The 21,170-nt window shown below is 34.7% G+C and carries 23 protein-coding genes and 5 pseudogenes; 1 reads left to right on the forward strand and 27 read right to left on the reverse strand.

The features are described 5' to 3' along the window. Window positions 1-5 precede the first annotated feature (5 nt). From NSQ92_RS11505 to NSQ92_RS11620, 24 genes and pseudogenes are all read right to left on the reverse strand, one after another. Window positions 6-177, reverse strand: a pseudogene (locus NSQ92_RS11505) (IS1595-like element ISSpps1 family transposase); the annotation flags it as partial. A 455-nt stretch (window positions 178-632) separates the two neighbouring features. Next, window positions 633-1,073, reverse strand: coding sequence for an SMI1/KNR4 family protein (locus tag NSQ92_RS11510; RefSeq protein ID WP_095320923.1), 441 nt, complete (start codon window positions 1,071-1,073; stop codon window positions 633-635). A 304-nt stretch (window positions 1,074-1,377) separates the two neighbouring features. Then, window positions 1,378-1,917: a hypothetical protein gene (locus tag NSQ92_RS11515; protein ID WP_341152797.1), complete on the reverse strand. Its 540-nt coding sequence runs from the start codon at window positions 1,915-1,917 to the stop codon at window positions 1,378-1,380. 70 nt (window positions 1,918-1,987) lie between these two features. Next, window positions 1,988-2,461, reverse strand: a complete 474-nt coding sequence (locus NSQ92_RS11520) for a toxin-antitoxin system YwqK family antitoxin (RefSeq protein WP_095257194.1) — start codon at window positions 2,459-2,461, stop codon at window positions 1,988-1,990. Window positions 2,462-3,037: 576 nt separating this feature from the next. Then, window positions 3,038-3,580 (reverse strand): T6SS immunity protein Tdi1 domain-containing protein, encoded by a 543-nt coding sequence (locus tag NSQ92_RS11525; protein ID WP_341152798.1) that lies wholly within the window; start codon window positions 3,578-3,580, stop codon window positions 3,038-3,040. A 222-nt stretch (window positions 3,581-3,802) separates the two neighbouring features. Further along, window positions 3,803-4,315 carry an Imm6 family immunity protein gene (locus tag NSQ92_RS11530; RefSeq protein ID WP_061796297.1) on the reverse strand — a complete coding sequence of 171 codons (513 nt, stop codon included), beginning with the start codon at window positions 4,313-4,315 and terminating at the stop codon, window positions 3,803-3,805. A gap of 552 nt (window positions 4,316-4,867) precedes the next feature. Continuing rightward, window positions 4,868-5,332, reverse strand: a complete 465-nt coding sequence (locus NSQ92_RS11535) for a hypothetical protein (RefSeq protein WP_061796299.1) — start codon at window positions 5,330-5,332, stop codon at window positions 4,868-4,870. A gap of 294 nt (window positions 5,333-5,626) precedes the next feature. Further along, a complete protein-coding gene (locus NSQ92_RS11540; RefSeq protein ID WP_235850450.1) occupies window positions 5,627-5,902 on the reverse strand; it encodes a hypothetical protein in 276 nt (91 codons plus the stop codon). A 153-nt stretch (window positions 5,903-6,055) separates the two neighbouring features. Next, window positions 6,056-6,834 (reverse strand): annotated as a pseudogene (locus NSQ92_RS11545) (recombinase family protein). A 429-nt stretch (window positions 6,835-7,263) separates the two neighbouring features. Next, on the reverse strand, window positions 7,264-7,818 hold the full coding sequence (locus NSQ92_RS11550; protein ID WP_341152799.1) for a T6SS immunity protein Tdi1 domain-containing protein: 555 nt from the start codon (window positions 7,816-7,818) through the stop codon (window positions 7,264-7,266). Window positions 7,819-7,832: 14 nt separating this feature from the next. Continuing rightward, window positions 7,833-8,413, reverse strand: a pseudogene (locus NSQ92_RS11555) (polymorphic toxin type 15 domain-containing protein). A 462-nt stretch (window positions 8,414-8,875) separates the two neighbouring features. After that, window positions 8,876-9,075 (reverse strand): annotated as a pseudogene (locus NSQ92_RS11560) (recombinase family protein); the annotation flags it as partial. Window positions 9,076-9,718: 643 nt separating this feature from the next. Further along, on the reverse strand, window positions 9,719-10,198 hold the full coding sequence (locus NSQ92_RS11565; protein ID WP_093726036.1) for an immunity protein YezG family protein: 480 nt from the start codon (window positions 10,196-10,198) through the stop codon (window positions 9,719-9,721). 5 nt (window positions 10,199-10,203) lie between these two features. Further along, window positions 10,204-11,124 carry a DNA/RNA non-specific endonuclease gene (locus tag NSQ92_RS11570; RefSeq protein ID WP_341152800.1) on the reverse strand — a complete coding sequence of 307 codons (921 nt, stop codon included), beginning with the start codon at window positions 11,122-11,124 and terminating at the stop codon, window positions 10,204-10,206. 293 nt (window positions 11,125-11,417) lie between these two features. Then, window positions 11,418-11,662, reverse strand: a pseudogene (locus tag NSQ92_RS11575) (recombinase family protein); the annotation flags it as partial. Between the two features lie 52 nt (window positions 11,663-11,714). Next, window positions 11,715-12,473 (reverse strand): IS21-like element helper ATPase IstB, encoded by a 759-nt coding sequence (gene istB, locus NSQ92_RS11580; protein WP_061801337.1) that lies wholly within the window; start codon window positions 12,471-12,473, stop codon window positions 11,715-11,717. Next, window positions 12,473-13,762: an IS21 family transposase gene (gene istA / locus NSQ92_RS11585; protein WP_061801336.1), complete on the reverse strand. Its 1,290-nt coding sequence runs from the start codon at window positions 13,760-13,762 to the stop codon at window positions 12,473-12,475. Before istA ends, istB begins: the two co-directional genes overlap by 1 nt. Beyond that, window positions 13,734-14,093 (reverse strand): recombinase family protein, encoded by a 360-nt coding sequence (locus NSQ92_RS11590; protein WP_341152801.1) that lies wholly within the window; start codon window positions 14,091-14,093, stop codon window positions 13,734-13,736. Before NSQ92_RS11590 ends, istA begins: the two co-directional genes overlap by 29 nt. A gap of 841 nt (window positions 14,094-14,934) precedes the next feature. Next, entirely contained in the window at window positions 14,935-15,402 is a 468-nt protein-coding gene (locus NSQ92_RS11595; protein ID WP_095322245.1) for a DUF6985 domain-containing protein, read from the reverse strand. A 21-nt stretch (window positions 15,403-15,423) separates the two neighbouring features. Further along, entirely contained in the window at window positions 15,424-16,056 is a 633-nt protein-coding gene (locus NSQ92_RS11600; RefSeq protein ID WP_321198392.1) for an HNH endonuclease, read from the reverse strand. 269 nt (window positions 16,057-16,325) lie between these two features. Further along, window positions 16,326-17,189, reverse strand: a complete 864-nt coding sequence (locus NSQ92_RS11605; protein WP_341152802.1) for a hypothetical protein — start codon at window positions 17,187-17,189, stop codon at window positions 16,326-16,328. After that, on the reverse strand, window positions 17,186-17,494 hold the full coding sequence (locus NSQ92_RS11610; protein WP_047940544.1) for a hypothetical protein: 309 nt from the start codon (window positions 17,492-17,494) through the stop codon (window positions 17,186-17,188). The genes NSQ92_RS11605 and NSQ92_RS11610 overlap by 4 nt, the downstream gene beginning before the upstream one ends. Before the next feature lie 25 nt (window positions 17,495-17,519). Further along, a complete protein-coding gene (locus NSQ92_RS11615) occupies window positions 17,520-17,729 on the reverse strand; it encodes a hypothetical protein (RefSeq protein WP_047940543.1) in 210 nt (69 codons plus the stop codon). Next, window positions 17,729-18,424, reverse strand: coding sequence for a DUF4176 domain-containing protein (locus tag NSQ92_RS11620; RefSeq protein ID WP_341152803.1), 696 nt, complete (start codon window positions 18,422-18,424; stop codon window positions 17,729-17,731). Before NSQ92_RS11620 ends, NSQ92_RS11615 begins: the two co-directional genes overlap by 1 nt. Window positions 18,425-18,803: 379 nt before the next feature. On the opposite strand from NSQ92_RS11620, the gene NSQ92_RS11625 reads away from it, so the two are divergent. Continuing rightward, on the forward strand, window positions 18,804-19,151 hold the full coding sequence (locus NSQ92_RS11625) for a hypothetical protein (protein ID WP_047940542.1): 348 nt from the start codon (window positions 18,804-18,806) through the stop codon (window positions 19,149-19,151). A gap of 372 nt (window positions 19,152-19,523) precedes the next feature. Here the strand turns inward: NSQ92_RS11625 and NSQ92_RS11630 are convergent, their stop codons facing one another. Genes NSQ92_RS11630 through NSQ92_RS11640 form a run of 3 tightly spaced genes read right to left on the reverse strand, consistent with a single transcriptional unit; the run spans window position 19,524 to window position 21,020 of the window. Next, a complete protein-coding gene (locus tag NSQ92_RS11630) occupies window positions 19,524-20,309 on the reverse strand; it encodes a DUF817 domain-containing protein (protein WP_047940709.1) in 786 nt (261 codons plus the stop codon). Window positions 20,310-20,311: 2 nt separating this feature from the next. Continuing rightward, complete coding sequence (locus NSQ92_RS11635) at window positions 20,312-20,527, reverse strand: helix-turn-helix domain-containing protein (protein ID WP_047940541.1); 216 nt, start codon at window positions 20,525-20,527, stop codon at window positions 20,312-20,314. A 10-nt stretch (window positions 20,528-20,537) separates the two neighbouring features. After that, window positions 20,538-21,020 (reverse strand): DUF2975 domain-containing protein, encoded by a 483-nt coding sequence (locus NSQ92_RS11640; protein WP_341152804.1) that lies wholly within the window; start codon window positions 21,018-21,020, stop codon window positions 20,538-20,540. Window positions 21,021-21,170 lie beyond the last annotated feature (150 nt).

Genomic DNA, 21,170 nt, shown 5'->3' on the forward strand with positions numbered 1-21,170 from the left:
ACAGTAGAAGAACCACCACGTTTTCTAAATTTGTGATTTTTAATATCCTTTTGACCTTTTTGACTTTCCCAGAAATAGGTTTCATCCATTTCTACTATTCCTTTAAATAAACCTATATTTTTCTTTAGCGCGTGCAGAAAACACTTTATGCCCCCAATAAAAAGCAGTAACATGAGTATACCAACTATCTTGATTATCTCGGGCATCTGCCTACATTCCATTGAATCTGCCATCATTATGAATAATTATTCTGTGTATTCCAAAAGGTACTAGGTTCATTTTATCTGGTGCCAAATCATACCTTCTGGTCTTCTTCCAATTAGGGTATCTTAGCCATTCAAATTGTGCCTTGACATTACTTTAACCAGAGAATTTCTGGTACATCTTTAGTTTCTACCACAAGTCCAGCACCCTTGAAAACTACTAAACCAAATTCCATTCCATCTGCAATTGCTTTTTACTTTATCAATTTTTGCTTGTGGATAGTTAAATACTCTCCACCAATAAATGACTTATTCTATGACCAAATTTTGTTTGCTGAATTTTTCCATTGTAATGCCTAAAATACCAGTTAATTTATTATAAATTAAAGAAGGCGTAAAAACATTCAAGATATGTTTTATTACCGTTCTTTAATCAGGTAGTAACTCCAAGTAATAATTATCATTTTCTTCCATCTTTCTTAAAAATTCTTCAAGAGAAGTGGCAATTTGAACGTCATAATAATAAACTGGATTTCTATTATTATCATTCAATTCGATGGACATTAATGCTGATTCACTGCCTTCAAAAAATATTAGTTTATTATTCTCAAATTCTTCATAGATTTCTATGTCGGGATAAAACTCAAAATCATTAACTCTTAATCGAAAATCTCTTACAGAATAGGGACCCATAATTCGATTAATATTAAATTCTGAACCTTTAATAAAACCGTAGCCCACCTCTCTATAAAAATGAACTAACTCATTAGGGAATTTTAAATTAAGTGCCTTCTCAGCCTCTTTTATTTTGTTTTCAGCCACTGGATAAAAACTATTTTCTTGGTTTGTCTTAATAAATTCATAGCTCATTATTTTTTACCTCCTATACATAGGGTATTTGCTTTTGGGCTTTTCATGTATACCAGCTTGATGCGCATTTAGGAATATTAATTGTGTTAGTACAATCATTTAGCTAACTCTTCTTTTGTATTTCATCTGCAAATTCAATTCCTAGCTTTTGTTTACAACCCTTCTTTATAACTATATCTAATTAATACTTTAGAATAGAATCTTCTGTGTTTTTTAAAAGTATCTTGAAAATTGTTAGTAAGTATTTATTTGGCCTCCCTATTACTGTCAATGTCCAGAAGTGATAAATTTTATCTATTACCTATCATCTTCTGAGGTTTATTTTTCCTTTACTCTCTTTCTCATTAAAAAGTTTGTCTATGTAATTAATATTATCAAAAATCCAGTATCTATCCTCTTCAGGAATATAACTAGTAAAATCATCACGAATCCCTGTCCAATTATTAGGAACATAATTTTCAAAAGGTAATAGCTCAGGATAAAGGGAGAGAAGCTTTTTTTGATTAAAGTCTATAAATAATGATGGCCTCAATTCTAGAATAGTACTTCCATAATCTTGATGATCAACTAACTTTTTTAATTCTGAAGACGGTACGATATAATCAGTATATTCTTGTAAATAGAGACGATAAGTCTTTTCATTTACAACTGAAATGTTATTTCTTAGAGAAAGAGCAAAGTCCATATCAAAACTAAATCCATTTCTTTCATATAATTTTTTATATTTTACTATATCTAGTATCCAAACATCTCTTTCTGTTAGATACCATGAGAATTGAGAAGAAGTTTTTACCCCGACTATTATATTTTGGGCATACTCCGGTTTTAATAACAACGAAAACACCACTTTTTCATTCTATTTTTGCAAAATGTTTATATTCTAAATTGAAACAAATCTATTATTCAATGATTTCTTACCTACCTAAGTTACGATTTATTTCTCTTCTTGTTAATAAAATAGCATATTGCGCATTTTCTTTATCTTGTTCTAATTCCTTTTCCATTATAAGTTTTCCATTGGCGTCCCATTCTTTATAGTTCAATTCAATTGATAACTCGACTTCACTTGTCGATTTAACATTTCCATTTTCATGCCAACAAATACTTTTTCCATTAACTAGTCCATATTTAAAGTACTCTTCACATTTTATTTTTCCACTTTCATAAAATTCGCGATTTAAACCATGAGCTAATCCATCTTTATAGAAACAAAAATAAATTAGATTCCCATTTTCGTACAGTTCGAATGCTAATCCGGTAAATGGCTTTCCACCTTCATCTTCAGGGTTATCAAGAATCTCGTCACTATATGAAGTAAACCATAAATCATCAAAGTTTACACCGTTTTTCAAGACAAAATCCTTTGTATATTTACTATCATTTTCCATAATTAAGCACCTCTAGTATATATTAAGATCAGGCTATGATGTATGCATAGTGTGGATATCTTATCTTTTGCTTTTTGTACCCTTTTGGCATGAAATTATTGAGCTTCCTTGCACGGATTAAATATACCATAAATTCTTCCAGCTTCGCATCAGACCTCGCCACTAATTCCTTCATCTCTAAAAACATCCATCAAATCGTTTTCATCACAGTAGGCTTTAATTTCCTTTACTTGATATTTAAAACTTTATCCATCTCTTGCTTGTACTTACGTTGAACACGTCTATACCCAACAACGTTCAACCTCTTCACCCTACCGTTGCAGAAATTGTAAATTATGTAACCTTTTTTGGTTATCCATTGTTTAGCGCACGTGCATTATTATTCATTTTAGTTTAAGTGCTTTACAAAAAGGAGCCCGTATCTTTAGTTAGTATTACAACCGTACTCCATAATGGTATTGCCATCATGGGGTCTCTATTTCAAGCAGTATTATTCATTCGCTTAACTAAGCATATTACATACAAACAAGCACTTGATACCTTAAATGTGATCAAGTGCTTATCTTGAGATTGGTTCTATTTAATCGGTCCCATAAATTCTGTAATAATAAGAATGTGTTCTCTTATTTTTACCTTTTTTAGATTTTCTACTTTTTCAGATCCACCTAGACCTAGTAAAGGAGTGTATCCAAAACATTCGTCATAATCAGGTCTACCATACTTACTATAAGCTTTAGGGTATGGTTCCCACCGTAATTCATCATTTATGAAGTCATTATCCTTTAAATCATCAAAAAAGAAATTAAAGCCAGATGAAACAATTTGTACGAGTCCTTTCCTAAAGTTCAACAAATTAACATATTTATCTTTTTCCCACACGATAATATCACCCATCGAGGTCGTAAAAATTGGAATTGCTTGCTCGTACCTTCTATAACATCTTTCTAAAATATCCAAATACTCATCTGGATTAATTAATTTTAAAAAACCGTTTAATAATGTTCCAAAACCATATTTATACCATACTTCTATCAGTTCTCCCGGAAGTTTATCTTTATATTTTAAGATAATCCTTTCATCAACAGTATGATGTTTTAAAAAATTCTCAAAGGTATCCAATTAAAATGCTCCCTTAATTTAATGTGTCAACTTTATATTCAAATAAGTATTCTTTGATGACTTCTTGACATAATATTTTCCACTATTTTTTATGTCGTTACGCCATAGGATGTTCTCTTACTTGATTCCATCGATTCAAGAACGATTACTGGATCGTGTATAATCGCATCGACCGTTTCTGTACCACTTTTCAAGAAAGTTCATATAATAATAGAGTCATAGTTAATTGTATAGTTGTAATTCCTTTAAAATTTCTGTCCGCCAATCATTCGCAATATTCCCATTCTTATAATTATCCAATAAAAAATTTATTCTTTGAATATAACTATCTGCATTCTCTACACATTTTCCAAAACAATCCATAAAATGGTCTACTAATGTATCATCAACTAAAGCTATTGGTTCTGGATAATATTTGACACCTTCTCTTTCAAATGCTTTTCTACTAATATAAGCAACTGCATCAATAACACAATTCCAAGCTATGACGTCTGTTTCATTATCTGACATTTCTTGAATTATTGTTATACCATTTTCCTCATTATCTAATAATTCATAAAGAATAACCCCTATATTTTCTTTCCCTTTTAGCCATTCCCAACATTTATATATAACTTCTTGGGCTAACATTTGATCTTCCTTGCGAGAAAATACCGACAAAACTTTTTCTGAGAGTCCAAGGAAAAATATTACTTTACCATCTTCTGTTAAACTACTAAAGTTAGCATTTTCCATAATTAACCTCCCACTAATCATTATTCTCCATTTTTAATCATTAAATTAAGCCTACTAGTTATTTTTATGCTTTCACCCATTTCTGATGTTACTTCGATTTTATCTTAACGTATTTTAACCTCTCATTACATAAATGTTAATTTTCGTAATGCTATTTAAACGAATAGCGAGTACTATACGACCATCTCTAGTAATAATACAACTTATAATTAATAAGCTAAGCTAAATTAATAACAGAACACACTTTCACGTTACCCTATTGTTTATCGCCACGAGCTTTGTCATTGTCTTTAGTTTGCGGGTTTTGCAGTATCATAAGTCCCCCACACCATGTAAAATGTCAAATCATCCAATTTTCGTACTTTTTTATCAATCCTATATAAAATAAAACTCCATGATGTGCAGTACCTTCATGAAGTCTCTATTTTTCAAACATATCATTGCTCTTTTTGTCCAACTCAAATATCTTAATTGTATTTTAATTCACTTGCTTTATGTACACGTAAACCCCTTTCGTATAACTAATTTAAGCATTAGAGTACTCTAAACACGTTATCTTTCCTCTTTACACAAATAATTGTAATGACCAAATTCAGGAAATACATCCCAGTTTCTTTCAAGGATATCGCTAGTTTCGCGCTCCTCGACTGAACCGGTCTTTAAATCTCTCTTTTCCATTGCTATAAAGCCATCTTCTCGGAAGCCCAAAATCAAGGTGCTTACTTCTATGTCAGTTTCATCATCATATTCCCAATACATGGCTGTTCTTAAAAAAATCTTACCATCACTCATAACTTCAAAATCATAATTTAAATATTTACGAATCAGGTCATCATAAAACCCTAACGAAACCCATTCATTTGTAACATTTACAATATACTTAGGTTTCTCATCCTCTAATAATACCGCCGTATATGGTTCTTGTTTTTGATGGTATGTGTATGCAGTACGGACATCAAGTATGTTCCAAGGCTTCTTTTTGATGTCCGACCATTCGTCACAATAATAAATTTTCATAGTCAATTATACACCTTCCCCTTAATATCCCTAATAATAATCCTGCTTTTTGTTGCCTCATCAAGAATTGTTTGCTGAATTGGTTTATTTTGTACAGGTATTTCTAATATTAATTCACTTTAAGTCGCCCTTCTTTGAAAGCGTTAGAATTAAAAGTCCCATTTGTTATTTTAGAACCCGAAGAATGTTTTTTGTGATTTCATTTAAGTAACACTTAGCTGTTTTTTTCTTGCACTTCACTAAGTTGAGTAAATTTTCTCGATACTATTTCCTTGTTGGGTGCATTTGAGACAACTACTTACTTTTTACCCCTACTTCTTTTGCTTCCAACTCTACCTCATCATTATAAGGGAAACGAGGACGATTTTCCTTATTAAAATTATTACCTGCTTCCCAACGCTCTTTAAGCAAATCTGGTACAGATTTCTTTTTAGGAGTAACATCACCCGTACCCTTAGGAATATCTAAATTAGTACTTAATAAAGAATGGGAGCAATTAATAATCACTGCCACATGGTGCTGTTTATGTAAGTCTACACCCACATAAATGTGTTTCTGTTTTTCATGCATGGTTCATCCTCCTATTCAGTTGTCAATGATTGAATAAAAATGCCGGCAACCTTAGTTCGAGCGTTCACCTATCGGTGCGCTTTGGTACGAAAGCCTATCCATTTTCACCTTTACATAGGAATATATAAGAAAATGAGTCTCTTAAGTAACCATTTAAATTATTGCTTCATGTTTACCATTTGCTTGTATTTGTCCGTATATATATCCCTTTATAAAAAACTTTCTCAGTCTAATATTCGCTTCACTTGTTCTTTCGTAAATGCTTTCCCCTGGGTTGTTTGATACCCTTCTTCATTCAAAGCTTCTGTCAACCTAGACAGTGACCATTTTCTGTGTAAGTTTTTCAATTCAAATAACCGTTTCACTACTTCTGCATGCCCATTGCGTATTTTTTTTAGTTCCTTTTCCCCCTTTTGTTTGGTATAGCCAAATGTCGCCCTTCCTCCTGCATATCCACCTTCCTTCGCTTTCTTGTTTCTTCCTTTTGTTAGCTTTAGCGCTATCTCAAGCCGTTGATATTGGTCTAATAACTCCATTAAGCCATTTACCAAAAAGTCATTGGGGTCTTTCTTATGGATACTGTACATAGGTTGTTCAATGCTTTTAATGTCACAGTCATATTTCTTCAGCTCTCGTTGTATGAGTACCTTCACTATATCCGACCTCCATAATCGGCTTGTGTTCAGTACTACCACATAATCAACTTGGACAAACAAAAGGTGAGCCAACATCTCCTGTAAGCCCACCCTGTCTATTTCAAATGCTTCGTCATTCAGTTTGGCGCCGCTAATTCCTTCCTCTCTAAAAATATAGATCAAGTTCCAGCCTTGTTCTTTACAATACCCTTTAATTTCATCTTCTTGATATTTCAAGCTGTATCCATCTTTTGCTTGCCCTTGTGTCGAGACTCGTATATACCCAACAACGTTCAACTTCTCACCCTCTCGTTACGAAAATTTAAATTTAGGTAACGCTTTTTAGCGACTAGCGAGTATTTATAGGTTCTTCTCTAATAAAAACTCAACCCACAATTTATTAAACCAACGCAGCTTATGGACTCCCCTTCACGTTTCCAATTGTTTATCGCCACGAGCTTTGTCATTGTCGTTAGTTTGTGGGTTTTGCAGTATCATTAAGTCTTCCTGCCACTTAAAATGTCATCTCGCCTGTTTATCATACTTCTCACAAAATCCAAATATAAAATCAATACTCCATGATGATACTATCTTCATGATCTATGAATTTCAGTAAAGCAATATCCAATATCGTCCATAGTTAAAATTTATAAAAAAACAAAAACACCTGATTCCTAATAAGGCAATCAAGTGCTTATGGTAAATTCTATAACATACTCCCGAATATTACTGAACTGGTCCCATAAATTCAGTAATAATAAGAATATGTTCCTTCAGTTTGACTTTTTTTAGATTCTCTACTTTTTCTGCTCCACCTAAACCTAGTAAAGGTGTATAGCCAAAGCATTCATCATACTCTGGTTCTTTATATTTTTCTATTGCTTCTGGATAAGGAAGCCAATCTAATGCCTTCTGTCCAAACGTCTCTTCCTCTAAAAATCTAAGAAACAAGGAATATTTTGAAGCTACCACTTTTGTTTTACCTTTTCGATAGTTAATCATTACAAGATAGGACTCTTGGTTTTCATCCTTTTCAAAAAGTATAACATCACCCATGGATGTACTGAAAATAGGTATTGTTCCTTTGCTTCTTAAATAAGAGTCATTTACTAAAGAGCTAAATTCATCCGGGTTAATTATTTTTAAATACCCATTCATAAATGTACCATACCCATATGTTTTCCATGCTTCAATCAAAGCTTCTGGAAGTATATTTTTATATTTATTAATTGTACACTCCTTTACTTCACTTACTTTCTTAAAATCTTTGAATAAGCTCAAATTACAAACCTCCTCTAATGTGTAAGCTTAACATTTAAATAGGTACTCTTTCGCTGCTCAGGTGTCATTAATTTAGCTAGTTCCCCTATTTGTTCATCCACAATATCGATTCTATATTTCCACTGTGATCCAATTGATGAGTTTATTCTTTTATCTCCCATACCACCAATATTTAGCGGATTACCTCCAGCTATTTGGTCTGGATTGTGAAGTGCTGCTTGCGTTTTCAACCAACTATTTGCTTTTATCTCAGCTTCTTCCCAAGACATACCACTTTCAAATAATTCTTCTATTTTTTTATTTAAAGCTTTTTCTCGAGTCGCTTGTTGTGCAGCGTTACCTTCAATTGCACGCCCTTGTTCAATATACTTCTCACGATTTTTTAAATACTCATCAACTGTTAGTTCATTCATACCTTTTTCTGGTCTTTCAATTGTCTTGCAAACTCTTCGAAGTCATGTTTATCATTTCTTTTAAAATTAACTTCAACTTCTTTTATTCTTGGTACATCATCTAAGTGTTTTACATTACCCGTACCCTTAGTAGTCCCCTTCCCTTCCACTTTCCTCAAAGAGGCCGGAACGATTGAATTCATCCGATTTTCTATCGTGACTCTGCTCCACACATTGATAGGAGCTTGATTCGCTGTACTTAGTTGGAAGGACGGATTGGGCATAAAGTTTTGTCTAAAGAAGTGGGTGACTTCTTGGACATATTGTTTTCCACTATTTTTTATGCCATTAGGCCATAGACTGTTCTCTATCTTCCTTCCATCGATCCGTTGGAGCGATTCTGTTGATTTTTGTGAAATGGCTGAACGGATTCCGTTGGCTTTATTTTTACTTTTTTCTCCTTTTAACAGCTTAAGGTATTTTGCTTGGCCGACATATGGGAGGAAGGAAGTGGCTGCACTCTCCGATACATACATAATCCCTTCTTTTTCGGCGGTGTCTGTTATAGACTGCGCCATCGATTCAAGGACGATTACGGGATCGTTTTATAACTACATTTCGAATGCTTTCCAGCTGCTGTTATTATATCTGCTTCGCTCTCTTTCTTCCTGTAAGCCCACCCTGTCTATTTCAAATGCTTCGTCATTCAATTTGGCGCCGCTAATTCCTTCCTCTCTAAAAATATAATCAAGTTCAGGCCTTGTTCTTTACAAAACGCTTAATTTTCATCTTCTTGATATCTCAAGCTATATCCATCTCTTGCCTTACCTTGAGTTGAGACTCGTATATACCCAACAATGTTCAACTTTTCACCCTCCCGTTACATAAATTATAATTTGTGTAACGCTTTTTAACGAATAGCGAGTATTATACGACCCTCTCTAGTAAAAATACAACCCAATTTTTGTCTGCCTGATGCTAAACTAGTAACCTTCTTACGTAACCTACCTTTTATCGCCAAGAGCTTTGTCATTCTCGTTAGTTTTTTAGCCATTCCCTGTAATAACTACCCCTGCCATATAAAATGTCATCTCGCCTAATTATCGTACTTTTCTTACTATCCAAGTATTAAAACGATACTCCTTGATGGTACAACCATCATGAGCTTTCGATTTTCATGTAAATCATTTTCTTTTTGTCTCACTCAAAAATTCTCACTTTCTTTTTATTCACTAGATTTATGTATCTGTATCGTTACCCCTTTATCATTACGAGTTTTGTCATACTATTAGTTTGTGTGTTTTGCAGTATCATAAGTCCTCTTGGAATGTAAAATGTCATCTCGTCTGGTTATCGTGCTTCTCGCAAAATCCAAATATTAAATCAATACTCCATTATGGTACTACCTTCATGAGCTTTGAATTTCAAACTGGTCTCATTCATGTTGTTCTTACTTCACCAAAAACAAAAGCACCTGTCGCCTAAAAGGCAACCAAGTGCTTTATAGTTTACTTTTCTTCAAATTCCTTCATTCTCTCTAATAAATCAAAATCTAGCTGTTCTTTGTTTTGACTTATATATTTATATTCAAAATACTTAATTCTATCTGTTGGACCAAATTCACTTTCATGCCAATTTGTATAATCAAAATGTACGTTTAATTTACCTGTATCATTTAATATTAATGTCACTGAAAACCAAGGTTCTTGGTCATTATCAGTAAAAACTTTTTGGAGTTCAACAGTAAGTTGAAATAATTTATGTAGTTCTTTATTATAAGCCCTCTTATCTACACTATATAATTTTGGAATATAATGTGAAAAAATGTGTTGTTCCTCACCTTTTGGCGTAAAAAAGAAGAAAACTCCTCCTTCTCCTTCCTTAACTTCACCATTAAAATAGAAATTATCCCATTCAGTTGGAATCATATCATTAACCTGTTGTGCAATTTCTTTATATAACTCGTTTAATTCTGTTTCAAAACTCATCAATATCAGCCTCCTGATTTATTTGCAATCTCGTGGATCACTGGAAATTGGCCTTCAATTTCATATTCGACCATAAAGGAATCTGGTCGCATTGAATTATTAGAATAGATCGGTTCAATACTAACAGAGACTTTCTTGGGTGGTAGCTCTTTCAATGCATTGGCCCATTCAGTCTCCATTTCGTACCAAACTCCCCCCCTCCTATTAATTTGACTATTTTGTGGTACAAGATTATCAATATCAGGAGGACCATTAAATTGTGCTCCTATTAAATGTCCGCCATCATCATCTGGTAATCTGTCTCTTCCCCCTACATTTGCCTGAGCGTATTTATTTCTATTAGCCTTTTTCAATACAAGTTCGGGAGCATCTACATTTACAATACGTCCAAGTTCATCGGTAGTATATTTGTAGTTATCATTGGTTACGTACTTAGTATTTGGGAGTAGTTGTTTCTTACCATTTTCACCTTTTATTATGTGCTTTCCAAAATCAATTTCTTTAACTTCGTTGACTATATTACCATTACCCGTACCCTTAGTAGTCCCCTTCCCTTCCACTTTCCTCAAAGAGGCTGGAACGATTGAATCTATCCGATTTTCTATCGTGACTCTGCTCCACACATTGATAGGAGCCTGATTCGCTGTACTTAGTTGCAAGGACGGATTGGGCATAAAGTTTTGTCTAAAGAAGTGGGTAACTTCTTGGACATATTGTTTTCCACTATTTTTTATGCCATTAGGCCATAGGCTGTTCTCTTTCTTACTTCCATCGATCCGTTGGAGCGATTCTGTTGTTTTTCGTGAGACGGCTGAACGGATTCCGTTGGCTTTATTTTTACTTTTTTCTCCTTTTAACAGCTTAAGGTATTTGGCTTGGCCGACATATGGGAGGAAGGAAGTGGCTGCACTTCCCGATACATACATGATCCCTTCTTTTTCGGCGGGTTATAGACTGCTCCATCGATTCAAGGACGATTACGGGATCGTTTTATAACTACATTTCGAATGCTTTCCAGCTGTTGTTTATTATATCTGCTTCGCTCTTTTTCTTCCGGATCTGTATCGTCAAACAGACTAAATAGAAGGCTGGGGGACCGATACGTTTCCCGAATGACGCGGCTAAGTCTATAGCTTACTCCCCATATAATTTGGGTGAGATTCCCCCAAATATCGTTCCGATCGACTCTCATCATGCTGTTTCTGGAAATAGGGGGAATACCTTCCTTTGCCTTCTTGTTTCTTCCTTTCGTTAATTTAAGGGCAATTTCAAATCGTTGGTATTGATCTAACAATTCCATTAAGCTGTTTACCAAAAAGTCGTTTGGATCTTTTTTATGGATACTGTAAAATGATGTTCAATGCTTTTAATATCACATCCATATTTCTTTAGCTCTCGTTGTATCAACACCTTTACAATGTCTGACCGCCATAATCAGCTTGTGTTCAGCACCACCACATAATTATAAATGTCAACACAAATATGTACATTTTCGCTCGTTTAAGGATGTACAAAATCACTCGTTTTCTTGCACTAAATGATCCTTTAAACGATAGGAATTTCCCACCATTGTCACAACCTTCGCATGGTGTAAGATGCGATCTAAGATGGCATTTGCCAGCTTAGGCTCCTGAAATACTTCATCCCATGCCTTAAAGTTTACGTTCGTTGTTAAGATCGTACTGCGCTTTTCATATCGCATGTCAATCAGTTGGAAAAATAATTTCGCATCTTCTTGATCAATTGGCAAATAACCAATCTCATCAATGATTAATAGTTTATATTTTGTATAATGTTTTAGACGAGTTTCTAAGCGGTTCTCCAATCGTGCTCGTCTTAAATTCTGAATTAAATCATGGCATTTAATGAAATAGGTACTTGTTCTTTTCTTTGCTGCCGCAATCCCTATGGCGGTGGCCAAGTGTGTTTTGCCAACACCACTTGGTCCTAAGAAAACAATATTCTCGTTCTCTTCAATAAAGCGAAAGGTTAGAAAATCTTGAATCTGTTGCTGATTGACTGAGGTTTGGAAAGTGAAATCAAAATCTTTTATTTCTTTCATATGTGGAAATGCAGCCACCTTTACCATCGACTGCGTCATATTTTGTTCTCGCACATCAATTTCATAGTTGGTTAACTTGATTAACGTATCAATAAATGACAGCTGGTTCTGGACTCCGAAATCAATTACTTCATTTAAATGTAGAGTCATTTGCTTCAGCTTTAGATACTCTAGGTTTCTTAATAATTGTTGATAATTAGTGGATAGATTCATTATTTATACACTTCTCCAATCGTTGCTAGATTTTTCTTTGCCAAATCATCGATTTCCGGATAGTTATAGTAAGGGGCTGAAACAGCCAAACCTGCTTTATAATGTGCTTCCTGATAATTTAGCTTCGCTTTGCTGATTGGATGCTGTGCAATAAGTTTCATGTTATAATAAATCCATAAGTTGTTATCATACACTTGTAAACCTACTTTCTTTCCTTGATATTCTGGTGGTACGGAATACTGGTTTGATTTGTAGGAGATCATGTTGGATGCATTGACTTTTACTTGTGTGTGCTTAATGCGATAGGAATCTCTTACTTTATCAGTTGGTAGCTGGAGTAAGTGGTTCCTTTCTTTTTTATATTCAATCATTGGTATTCTTCCTGTCCCTTGGTGAATCTGGTGATTCACTCTGTTGGCTAACTCTTGTATAAATTGATGCAGTTCCTCTAAAGAGAATTGTCCTTGATAGGCATGAATTTCGTCTAACAATTTCATTGTCGTTTCGACTTTTCCCTTTGTCCTTGGTCTGCCAGCGATACAGGCTTTCACTTTAAAGCCAAAGTCTTTTGCGAATTGCTCAAACTTTGCATTCACTTTACCCGGATAATGTTCCGTTCTTGCTTCATCCATCACTGTTTTCATATTATCCGTAAGGAGTTCCTCAGGAACACCGCCAAACGTTTCAAAAGCTTCTGTTAGAAAGGAAAACAGCGTACTTTGTGACTTGGAAATACTCAAGTGGAATACTCGCAATCTTGAAGTAGATAGAATAAGCGCAGCTACATTGATCTCGACCTGCTCGCCATCTTTTGTTTCATATTGAATATTTTCCTTCCAATCTAATTGAGCTTGTTTACCTGGCGGAGTTTCATAGCGAACCGTCCCCTTCGGAGAAGCAATACGTTTGTCCTCCACAAAGTAAGCATTAAATTCAGGTATTCGAGCGATATAGGCTCGAAAGGTCGAAGCACCACAGTCTAAACCGTGATTATCCTTTAAGTACTGCCAAAGCACCCGCCGATAATAAAACACCTGTTTAGAATCCTCAGATAAAAGAGCAGCGATCACTTCATAATATTCATCAATTTTTGAGGACTTTTTTCTTGTCCTCTTGGGGACAAAACCATTTAGATATTTCTCAACTGTTCGTCGATCTACTCCAAGTTCTTCAGCCAATTTACTCTTATTAATTTTCATTTTCATATGCTCCATTATTTGTTTGAATTTTGGTAAGTCTGAAAGACTATTAATCTCAAAATTAACATCGACATTTAATGATATATACATGACTAGTCACCTCAAGACTAGTATGTAAAATGAAAGCAAATTTGTACATATTTATCCAAGCATTATTGTACATATTTAAAATAGCATTTCTAACATAATTAATTTGGACAGACGAAAGGTGAGCCAACATCTCCTGTAAGCCCACCCTGTCTATTTCAAATGCTTCTTCATTCAGTTTTGCGCCACTTATTCCTTCCTCTCTAAAAATATGTACCAAGTTAAAACCTTGTTCTTCACAATATGTTTTAATTTCATCTTCTGGATATTTCAAGCTATCCCTATCTCTTGCCTGCCTTTGAGTGGAGTCTCGTATATACCCAACAACGTTCAACTTTTCCCCCTCCCGTTACATAAATTTTAATTTTTGTAACGTTTTTTAACGAATAGCGAGTATTATCCGACCGTCTCTAGTAAAAATACAACCATAAGTTAATTTTCTTATACAATAAAACAGCACCTCTTTACGTTACCCATTGGTTATCGCCACGAGCTTTGTCATTGTCGTTAGTTTGTTAGCCAATCCATGTCATAACTACCCCTACCATATAAAATGTCATCTCGCCTATTTATCGTACTTTTCTTACTATCCAAGTATTAAAACGATACTCCATCACGGTACAACCATCATGAGCTTTCGATTCTCAAACAAATCATATTCTTATTGTCTCACTCAAAAATCTTCACTTTTTATTATTCACTATCTTTATGTATCCGTATCGATACCATCTTTAGCATTACGAGCATTGTCATTCTCTTTAGTTTAAGTGCTTTGCAGTATCATAAGTATTCCTACCACTTAAAATGTCATCTCGCCTGTTTATCGTACATCTTACAAAATCCAAATATTAAATCAATACTCCATGATGGTACTACCTTCATGAGCTATGAATTTCAGTAAAGAATAATCCAATGTCGTCTAAAGTTAAAATTCTAACAAAAAAACAAAAACACCTGTTGCCTAATAAGGCAATCAAGTGCTTATAGTTAGCTATATAGAGTAATCTATTACTAATCCTAATTTTAAGCTATCGAGCATGTTTAAAATTATTAGTTTTCGCCATTTCCCCTGTAATTTTACTTCAATACATTTTAATTTTCATCTCGACTAATTATTGTACTAATTTCCCATTAAAATATGGTTAAAGATTGTTATGGTATAACAAATAGTATATTTAGATTGCTACATCTTGGTACCCTACTTCATTCACCTGTTCATTCAATAAACGGAGTCCCAACCCATTTTCTATATCCCATGTACAATCAAATGTTATTCCAATATCACGTTCATCATAAATATCCCCATACGGAACAACAATACCAACTAGGTTAATCATTTCAAGTATTTGATCAGTTGTTTCAATTTCCGGGTAATTCTCATTGTGGTCAATATCATAACCCAATTCATGTCGCGTTTGTTTATAATAGTTTAAAATTGGTTGCAATATACTGTATTGTATTTGTTCCCATTTTTGCATCAGTGAGTTATAAGCAATATATTGTTCTTCATCAAACTTACCATCCTCTTCACCTTTTATCATAAGTGCTACCTCTGCTTCTTTTCCACAAAATTCTATAGTAGTGTACCTAGACCAACCATATTCATATTCAAGTTCACCAAAAACTGTATCATTTATTTTCATATTAGAATCACCTTTCTACTATTATTTTTTAGCAAATCCCCCAGGTTCAAACGCGCCTGCATTTATCTCACCTACACCACCAAGATGTCCGAATGTCTTGTTTATCTTTGATGGCACAAGTTGTATAGTTTTGACATCGTTTAATTCATGCCATGTTAATTTATTTCTTTCTCGGTATCTTTCTATATCTCTAGCTTTTATTCCACCAGCTTTCATCCCGAAATTTCGAGCAAGATTTGGGGAACTATTAAGCTGATCTGCTAATTTTTGATCTGCTTGAGCGAAATTAGCTCTTCTAGCATTTGTTCCTCTGTTTCCATTTCCACCTAACATGTAATCAATATCAAATTCGGCTTTTGCAACTGGCGAAAAATCAGGAACAGCATTTTTATATTGTATTCCATCAACACCAGCTTCATTTAATATTTTTTTCAACTGTGGATCCGGTGGTGGTTTAAGTGTACATTTAGATTCCCCTCTTGTTCCTTCAAATCCAACCTTTTGATTAATTAGTGAAGGTGTCTGATTAAGCCTTTCTTCATAAGAACTAGCAAATTCAGTTTGTCTGAAAGCAGCTGGAGTGTCTTTACCCGTACCCTTAGCAGTCCCCTTCCCTTCCACTTTCCTCAAAGAGGCCGGAACGATTGAATCCATCCGATTTTCTATCGTGGCTCTGCTCCACACGTTGATAGGAGCCTGATTCGCTGTACTTAGTTGGAAGGACGGATTGGGCATAAAGTTTTGTCTAAAGAAGTGGGTAACTTCTTAGACATATTGTTTTCCACTATTTTTTATGCCATTAGGCCATAGGCTGTTCTCTTTCTTGCTTCCATCGATTCGTTGGAGCGATTTTGTTGTTTTTTGTGAAATGGCTGAACGGATTTCGTTGGCTTTATTTTTACTTTTTTCTCCTTTTAACAGCTTTAGGTATTTTGCTTGGCCGACATATGGGAGGAAGGAAGTGGCTGCACTCCCCGAGTAGAAGCTTTTTTTAGAAAATCCGGCTCTATAGAATCTGGAATTATTCCTGATGCGGCCACGATTCCAGCATCGATCACAAGCGTAATAAGGCCTTTGGCTATCTCATAAATCGCTACCGCGAGCCCTTTTACAAAATCCCAAGCTCCCTCTGCTGTTACAGAAATCACATCGCTTACCTTTTCAGAGAAGGTTGTATAGCGATCCTTGACCTGAGAGGCCTTGTTTGCATATTCATCATCTGTATTTTCATACTTTTTTACTTTTGACTCATAGAGATCCCACAGCTCTTCCATTTTATTTTTTAGCTTGGATTGAACAGATTCCATATCATTTCGAATGCTTTCCAGCTGTTGTTTATTATATCTGCTTCGCTCTTTTTCTTCCGGATCTGTATCGTCAAACAGACTAAATAGAAGGCTGGGGGACCGATATGTTTCCTGAATGGCGCGGCTAAGTCTATAGGTTACTCCCCATTCAATCTGGGTGAGATTTCCCCAAATATCGTTCCGATCGACTCTCATCATGCTGTTTCTGGAAATAGGGCTAATATAGGCAGTGGTATCAGCCACATAGTTTTCAAACAATGTTAATAAATCCTCTATTTGCGTCTGATAGCTTTGGATATTTTTCTTAGATTGCTGCATGAGCTCTTCCCAGGCTTCCAGGCTCTTTCCCGCGTTCCTCTCTGTATAGCCAGCTATCGTATGCAGAGAAGTCTGCATCTGATGAAGAGCCCGCTTATATGTATGAAGCTGTTCAATGATCTGATCCAGAATCCCATAGTTAATTTTTAAGTCCCGTTTCATGACTGGCCGCTCCGAATGTCCTTGCTGATTTCTTCGTCTGCCTTTGTCATTTCTTCCAATATGCTTTTACCGGCTGTATAGACAGCATGCATATTTTTTACTAACTCTTTATTTACATCATTATTCATATGATCCAGAATAGCATCTACTTTATCAATGAAATCAGAATGAAAGTTTTTCAGCTGATTTCTTGTGCCCGTACGAAAGGTGTCTGTGTAACTACTAAACTCATCGATACTGGATTGCAGGGTTTGTAAAGTAGCCTGTAACTCACGGATATCCATCTTTATCTGTGCGGTTCCCAATGGTAAACTCCTCTCTCCTATTTTCTCATCTAAAAGGAACGGATTCAATAGCGACAATCAGTCGATTCAGTTCTATAATCATTTCTTCTATTTTTTCCCGCATCTCTTCTTCCACAGAGGCATTTTCTAAGTCCATTTGCTCAAAATTTTTCTGTATGCCCTCTTTGGCATCTTCCAAAAAAGAGATCATATTTGATACTAAGCTAGAGGAAAAGCTTGACGTATAGTTTGCCATTATCTTTCACCAGCTCTTTCCATTTCCACTTGTAACGATTGCATGTCCTGTGCGGAAAACTCAATCGATGTCATCTTTTTTTCTACAACTAGCTCTTCTTTCATAAGCAGTTCAAATGCTTCTTCCTTCTCATCTTTAAAACCCATATGTATGACATTTGTAATCAAAGGCTCTGTGAAATAAAGGATGGCATCTTTCTTCATTTCTCCTACAGGATAAACCACACCGCCGTACGGAAAAAACGTTTGATAACCTGTTGGAACGGTATAACGCTTGGTGATGACAATTTTGGCTGCTGAAGAAGTTTGCTGTTCTGGCAGAAAGTAAAGCGGATTCAGTTCCACAACTGACCCTAATGGCAGCACTTCTCTCATTATTTCTATGCAGGAAGTAACGAAAGGGAAGAAAAGATGGTCCTGTAAATGATAATGGGACTGTCTAAACTGAATCACATGCTCCTTATCCTCTTTTCTATAATAAATGGCCTCCTGGTTAGTGCTCTTTATATCATAGGAACGGAGCCCTTGCTTATAAGCAAAATAGAGTTCCCGAAAGACGAGCTCGTCCTCCAAATATAAGTCAGCAAACGCATGGATTGCCGCACGATATTTCCCCTTTGATTCATCGGATAAAGAATCCATGAGCTGAGCTATTTTTTTCATTGCCAACGCCTTTAACTGTTTTCTATCATTCAAATGGCTCCCTCCCTGCCATGTAAATATTTTACATACATATATTATAAATGAGGGAATTGGAAATGATAAGGTTAAAAATAGCTAAATACCAAAGACCTACTTATATTCCTTTATTTTCCTAAATACCCCTTCATTCAAATGCTGTCTACTAATAATTTTGAAGCCGGAAAGACTGACTCAATCAAAGGCTAATTTTGCTTTTTCCTACTAAATTTTCTAAATCAGCTTCTATCCTCCTTAGTATATTTTTTGAAATCCCTGCAATCCTTGACCCTTATAAGGATGAGATGGAATTATTATTTTATTGCTTTTAAAACATATTAGCTCTGTTCTTTGGTAAAATATAGAATAGTTCAAAAATAAATTAGAGGATTTTTTTTTGATAAATGTGATGAAAGGTTTTTTCGCGAGCTTTTTTTGTTATCTATTTCTTTATGCTATCTTATTTTTAATAGAAAATAAGATAGATGAACTTTTTGAAGCTCTTATTTTTCTGTCTATTAGTGGATTTTTCATTATTTTAATCCAGACCATCATAATGGAGCTTTGTTTTAAAATAGAAGGATATAACCGATTGTTTGCCATAATGATAGGATTTATATACGGTGTTGCCATTTCTATTATATTTTCTGGAACACTTGATACGGAAATCTCCGTTCATTTATGGATTGGTTTTATTGGGAGTATTTGCAGTTTTATCTATGCGATTACTCGAAATGATTTCTAAATGAGGGCTGCCTACAGCATTCTAAGAGAGATACATAAGGGCATTGCTTTACCGACAGCAAAAGATTATGATATGCAACAGCGGCAATTTGGAAATTTCATCCTTTTTTAGAAAATGAAGGATTTATTGAAAGAGTACTAAGAATCGATCCCTTTTTCTCCATAAAACCAGCTAGATTAACGAAAAAGGGACAAGCCTTTTTAGAAAAATACAATTACTTAGAGGAAACTTATCCAGATAAACAAAATATGATGAAATGGATCCGAGTAGGAAAAGAAGTGAACTCGAATGAAGCTAATGAGGAAAACTAAAATCAATTTAATAATAGCTCCAAGACTTCATTCCCATCAAGGAGCTATCTGTTTACGCTTTTTATTTCTCATTATTATTTAAGCTGGTTTTTTTCCCCTTAACCAGCTTCAAAGTTGCCACAATAAGAAAGCTAACTATCACCAATAATAGCCATGAACTCACTTTCCCAACATGAACAAGGCTCCAAGCATCTTTTTGATTGGGATATTCCCATGCACTAAAATAAGTTGCAATGTTTTCCGCTATCCAAATAAAAAATCCAATCAGTACAAAAGAGAGTGCTAGCGGCATTCGATATCTAATACCATTTACCTTGTATAAGACCCATGATTTCCAAAACACGATTAGGACCAATCCAGATAAATACCAACGAATATCTATCCAAAAATGGTGGGTGAAAAAGTTCAAATATATAGCAGCAGCAAGTGGCACAACAACTAAAAAAGATGGCCAATTTACTAGCTCTACCTTTAACCTCCGCCATGCCTGACATAAAAAACTCGCAACACTTGCGTACATAAAGCCACTAAAGAGAGGGACGCCAAAAATTTTTGTAATGCCCGCTTCTGGATAAGACCATGAACCCATATGAACCTTGAAAAGCTCAAGGGCAAGTCCAATCAAATGGAAAACGGTTATAACCTTTAACTCATCAATCGTTTCCAAACCAGTACGGACCATCACCCACTGCATAAAAAGACAGATAAGAAGCAGCCAATCGTATCTTGGTAACAAGGGAAGTTCTATCATCTTTGTCATTGCCAGTGATGCAAAAATAGCTACAGGAAAAACACAAGCTAAAGCTTGTTGCCATCCGAAACAAATAAGCTGCTTTAGTGCTCTTATCACTAGATTTCCTCTTCGTTTCTATATTCCAGTATATCGCCTGGCTGGCAATCCAATGCTTTGCATATTGCCTCTAATGTTGAAATACGGATTGCTTTTGCCTTTCCATTTTTCAAAATAGAAAGATTAGCCATTGTTATTCCAACCTTTTCCGATAATTCTGTTACACTCATTTTTCTTTTTGCTAACATTACATCAATATTTATTATAATTGCCATTTATATCACCTCAGACGATTAAGTCGTTTTCTGATTTTATATCAATTGCCTCTTTTAATAGCTTTTGAAGTACTGCAGCAAAAACGGCAATGACCATCGAAGCAAAAATCAGAACAAGTCCAATTAAAATAATTCCTGGCGCATCATCCCTTTCTGCTAAGAGGTAAAATAACGGCAATCCCAACACAAAAATCGCGCTTATAGAAATGGCACAGTTTTTTATTTTCTTTAGTGCATTAACTGACAACTCCGAAAATGCTTCATTCTTATCAATATAGTTTAACAGTTTAAATGCTTGATATAATGCGAAGTAGAAGGGAAATGCTGCTGCATAAAAATCAAGCATTATCAAATATTTTAAATAAGCATCATTTGGATACAACTCAGCAACAAAATTTCCGATTTCTGGTACTAAAAAGATACATAAGGCCAGAATAGGTACACCAATAAGAATAACTGCAATCTTTAAAAAGAGCGTTGATACTTGTTTCATCAAAAACACCTCACTATTTTATTTCTATTTGAATTTATCATACCATTTATCGATTTACAATAAATTTTTATTATTAATTATTTATTTTTTATTGTTTATAATAAAAAAGAGTAAAATAAAAAGTACCTCTTATAAAAAGAAATACTTTAA

The sequence above is a fragment of the Niallia sp. FSL M8-0099 genome (assembly GCF_038006945.1).
GTDB classification, from domain to species: Bacteria; Bacillota; Bacilli; order Bacillales; family Cytobacillaceae; genus Niallia; species Niallia circulans.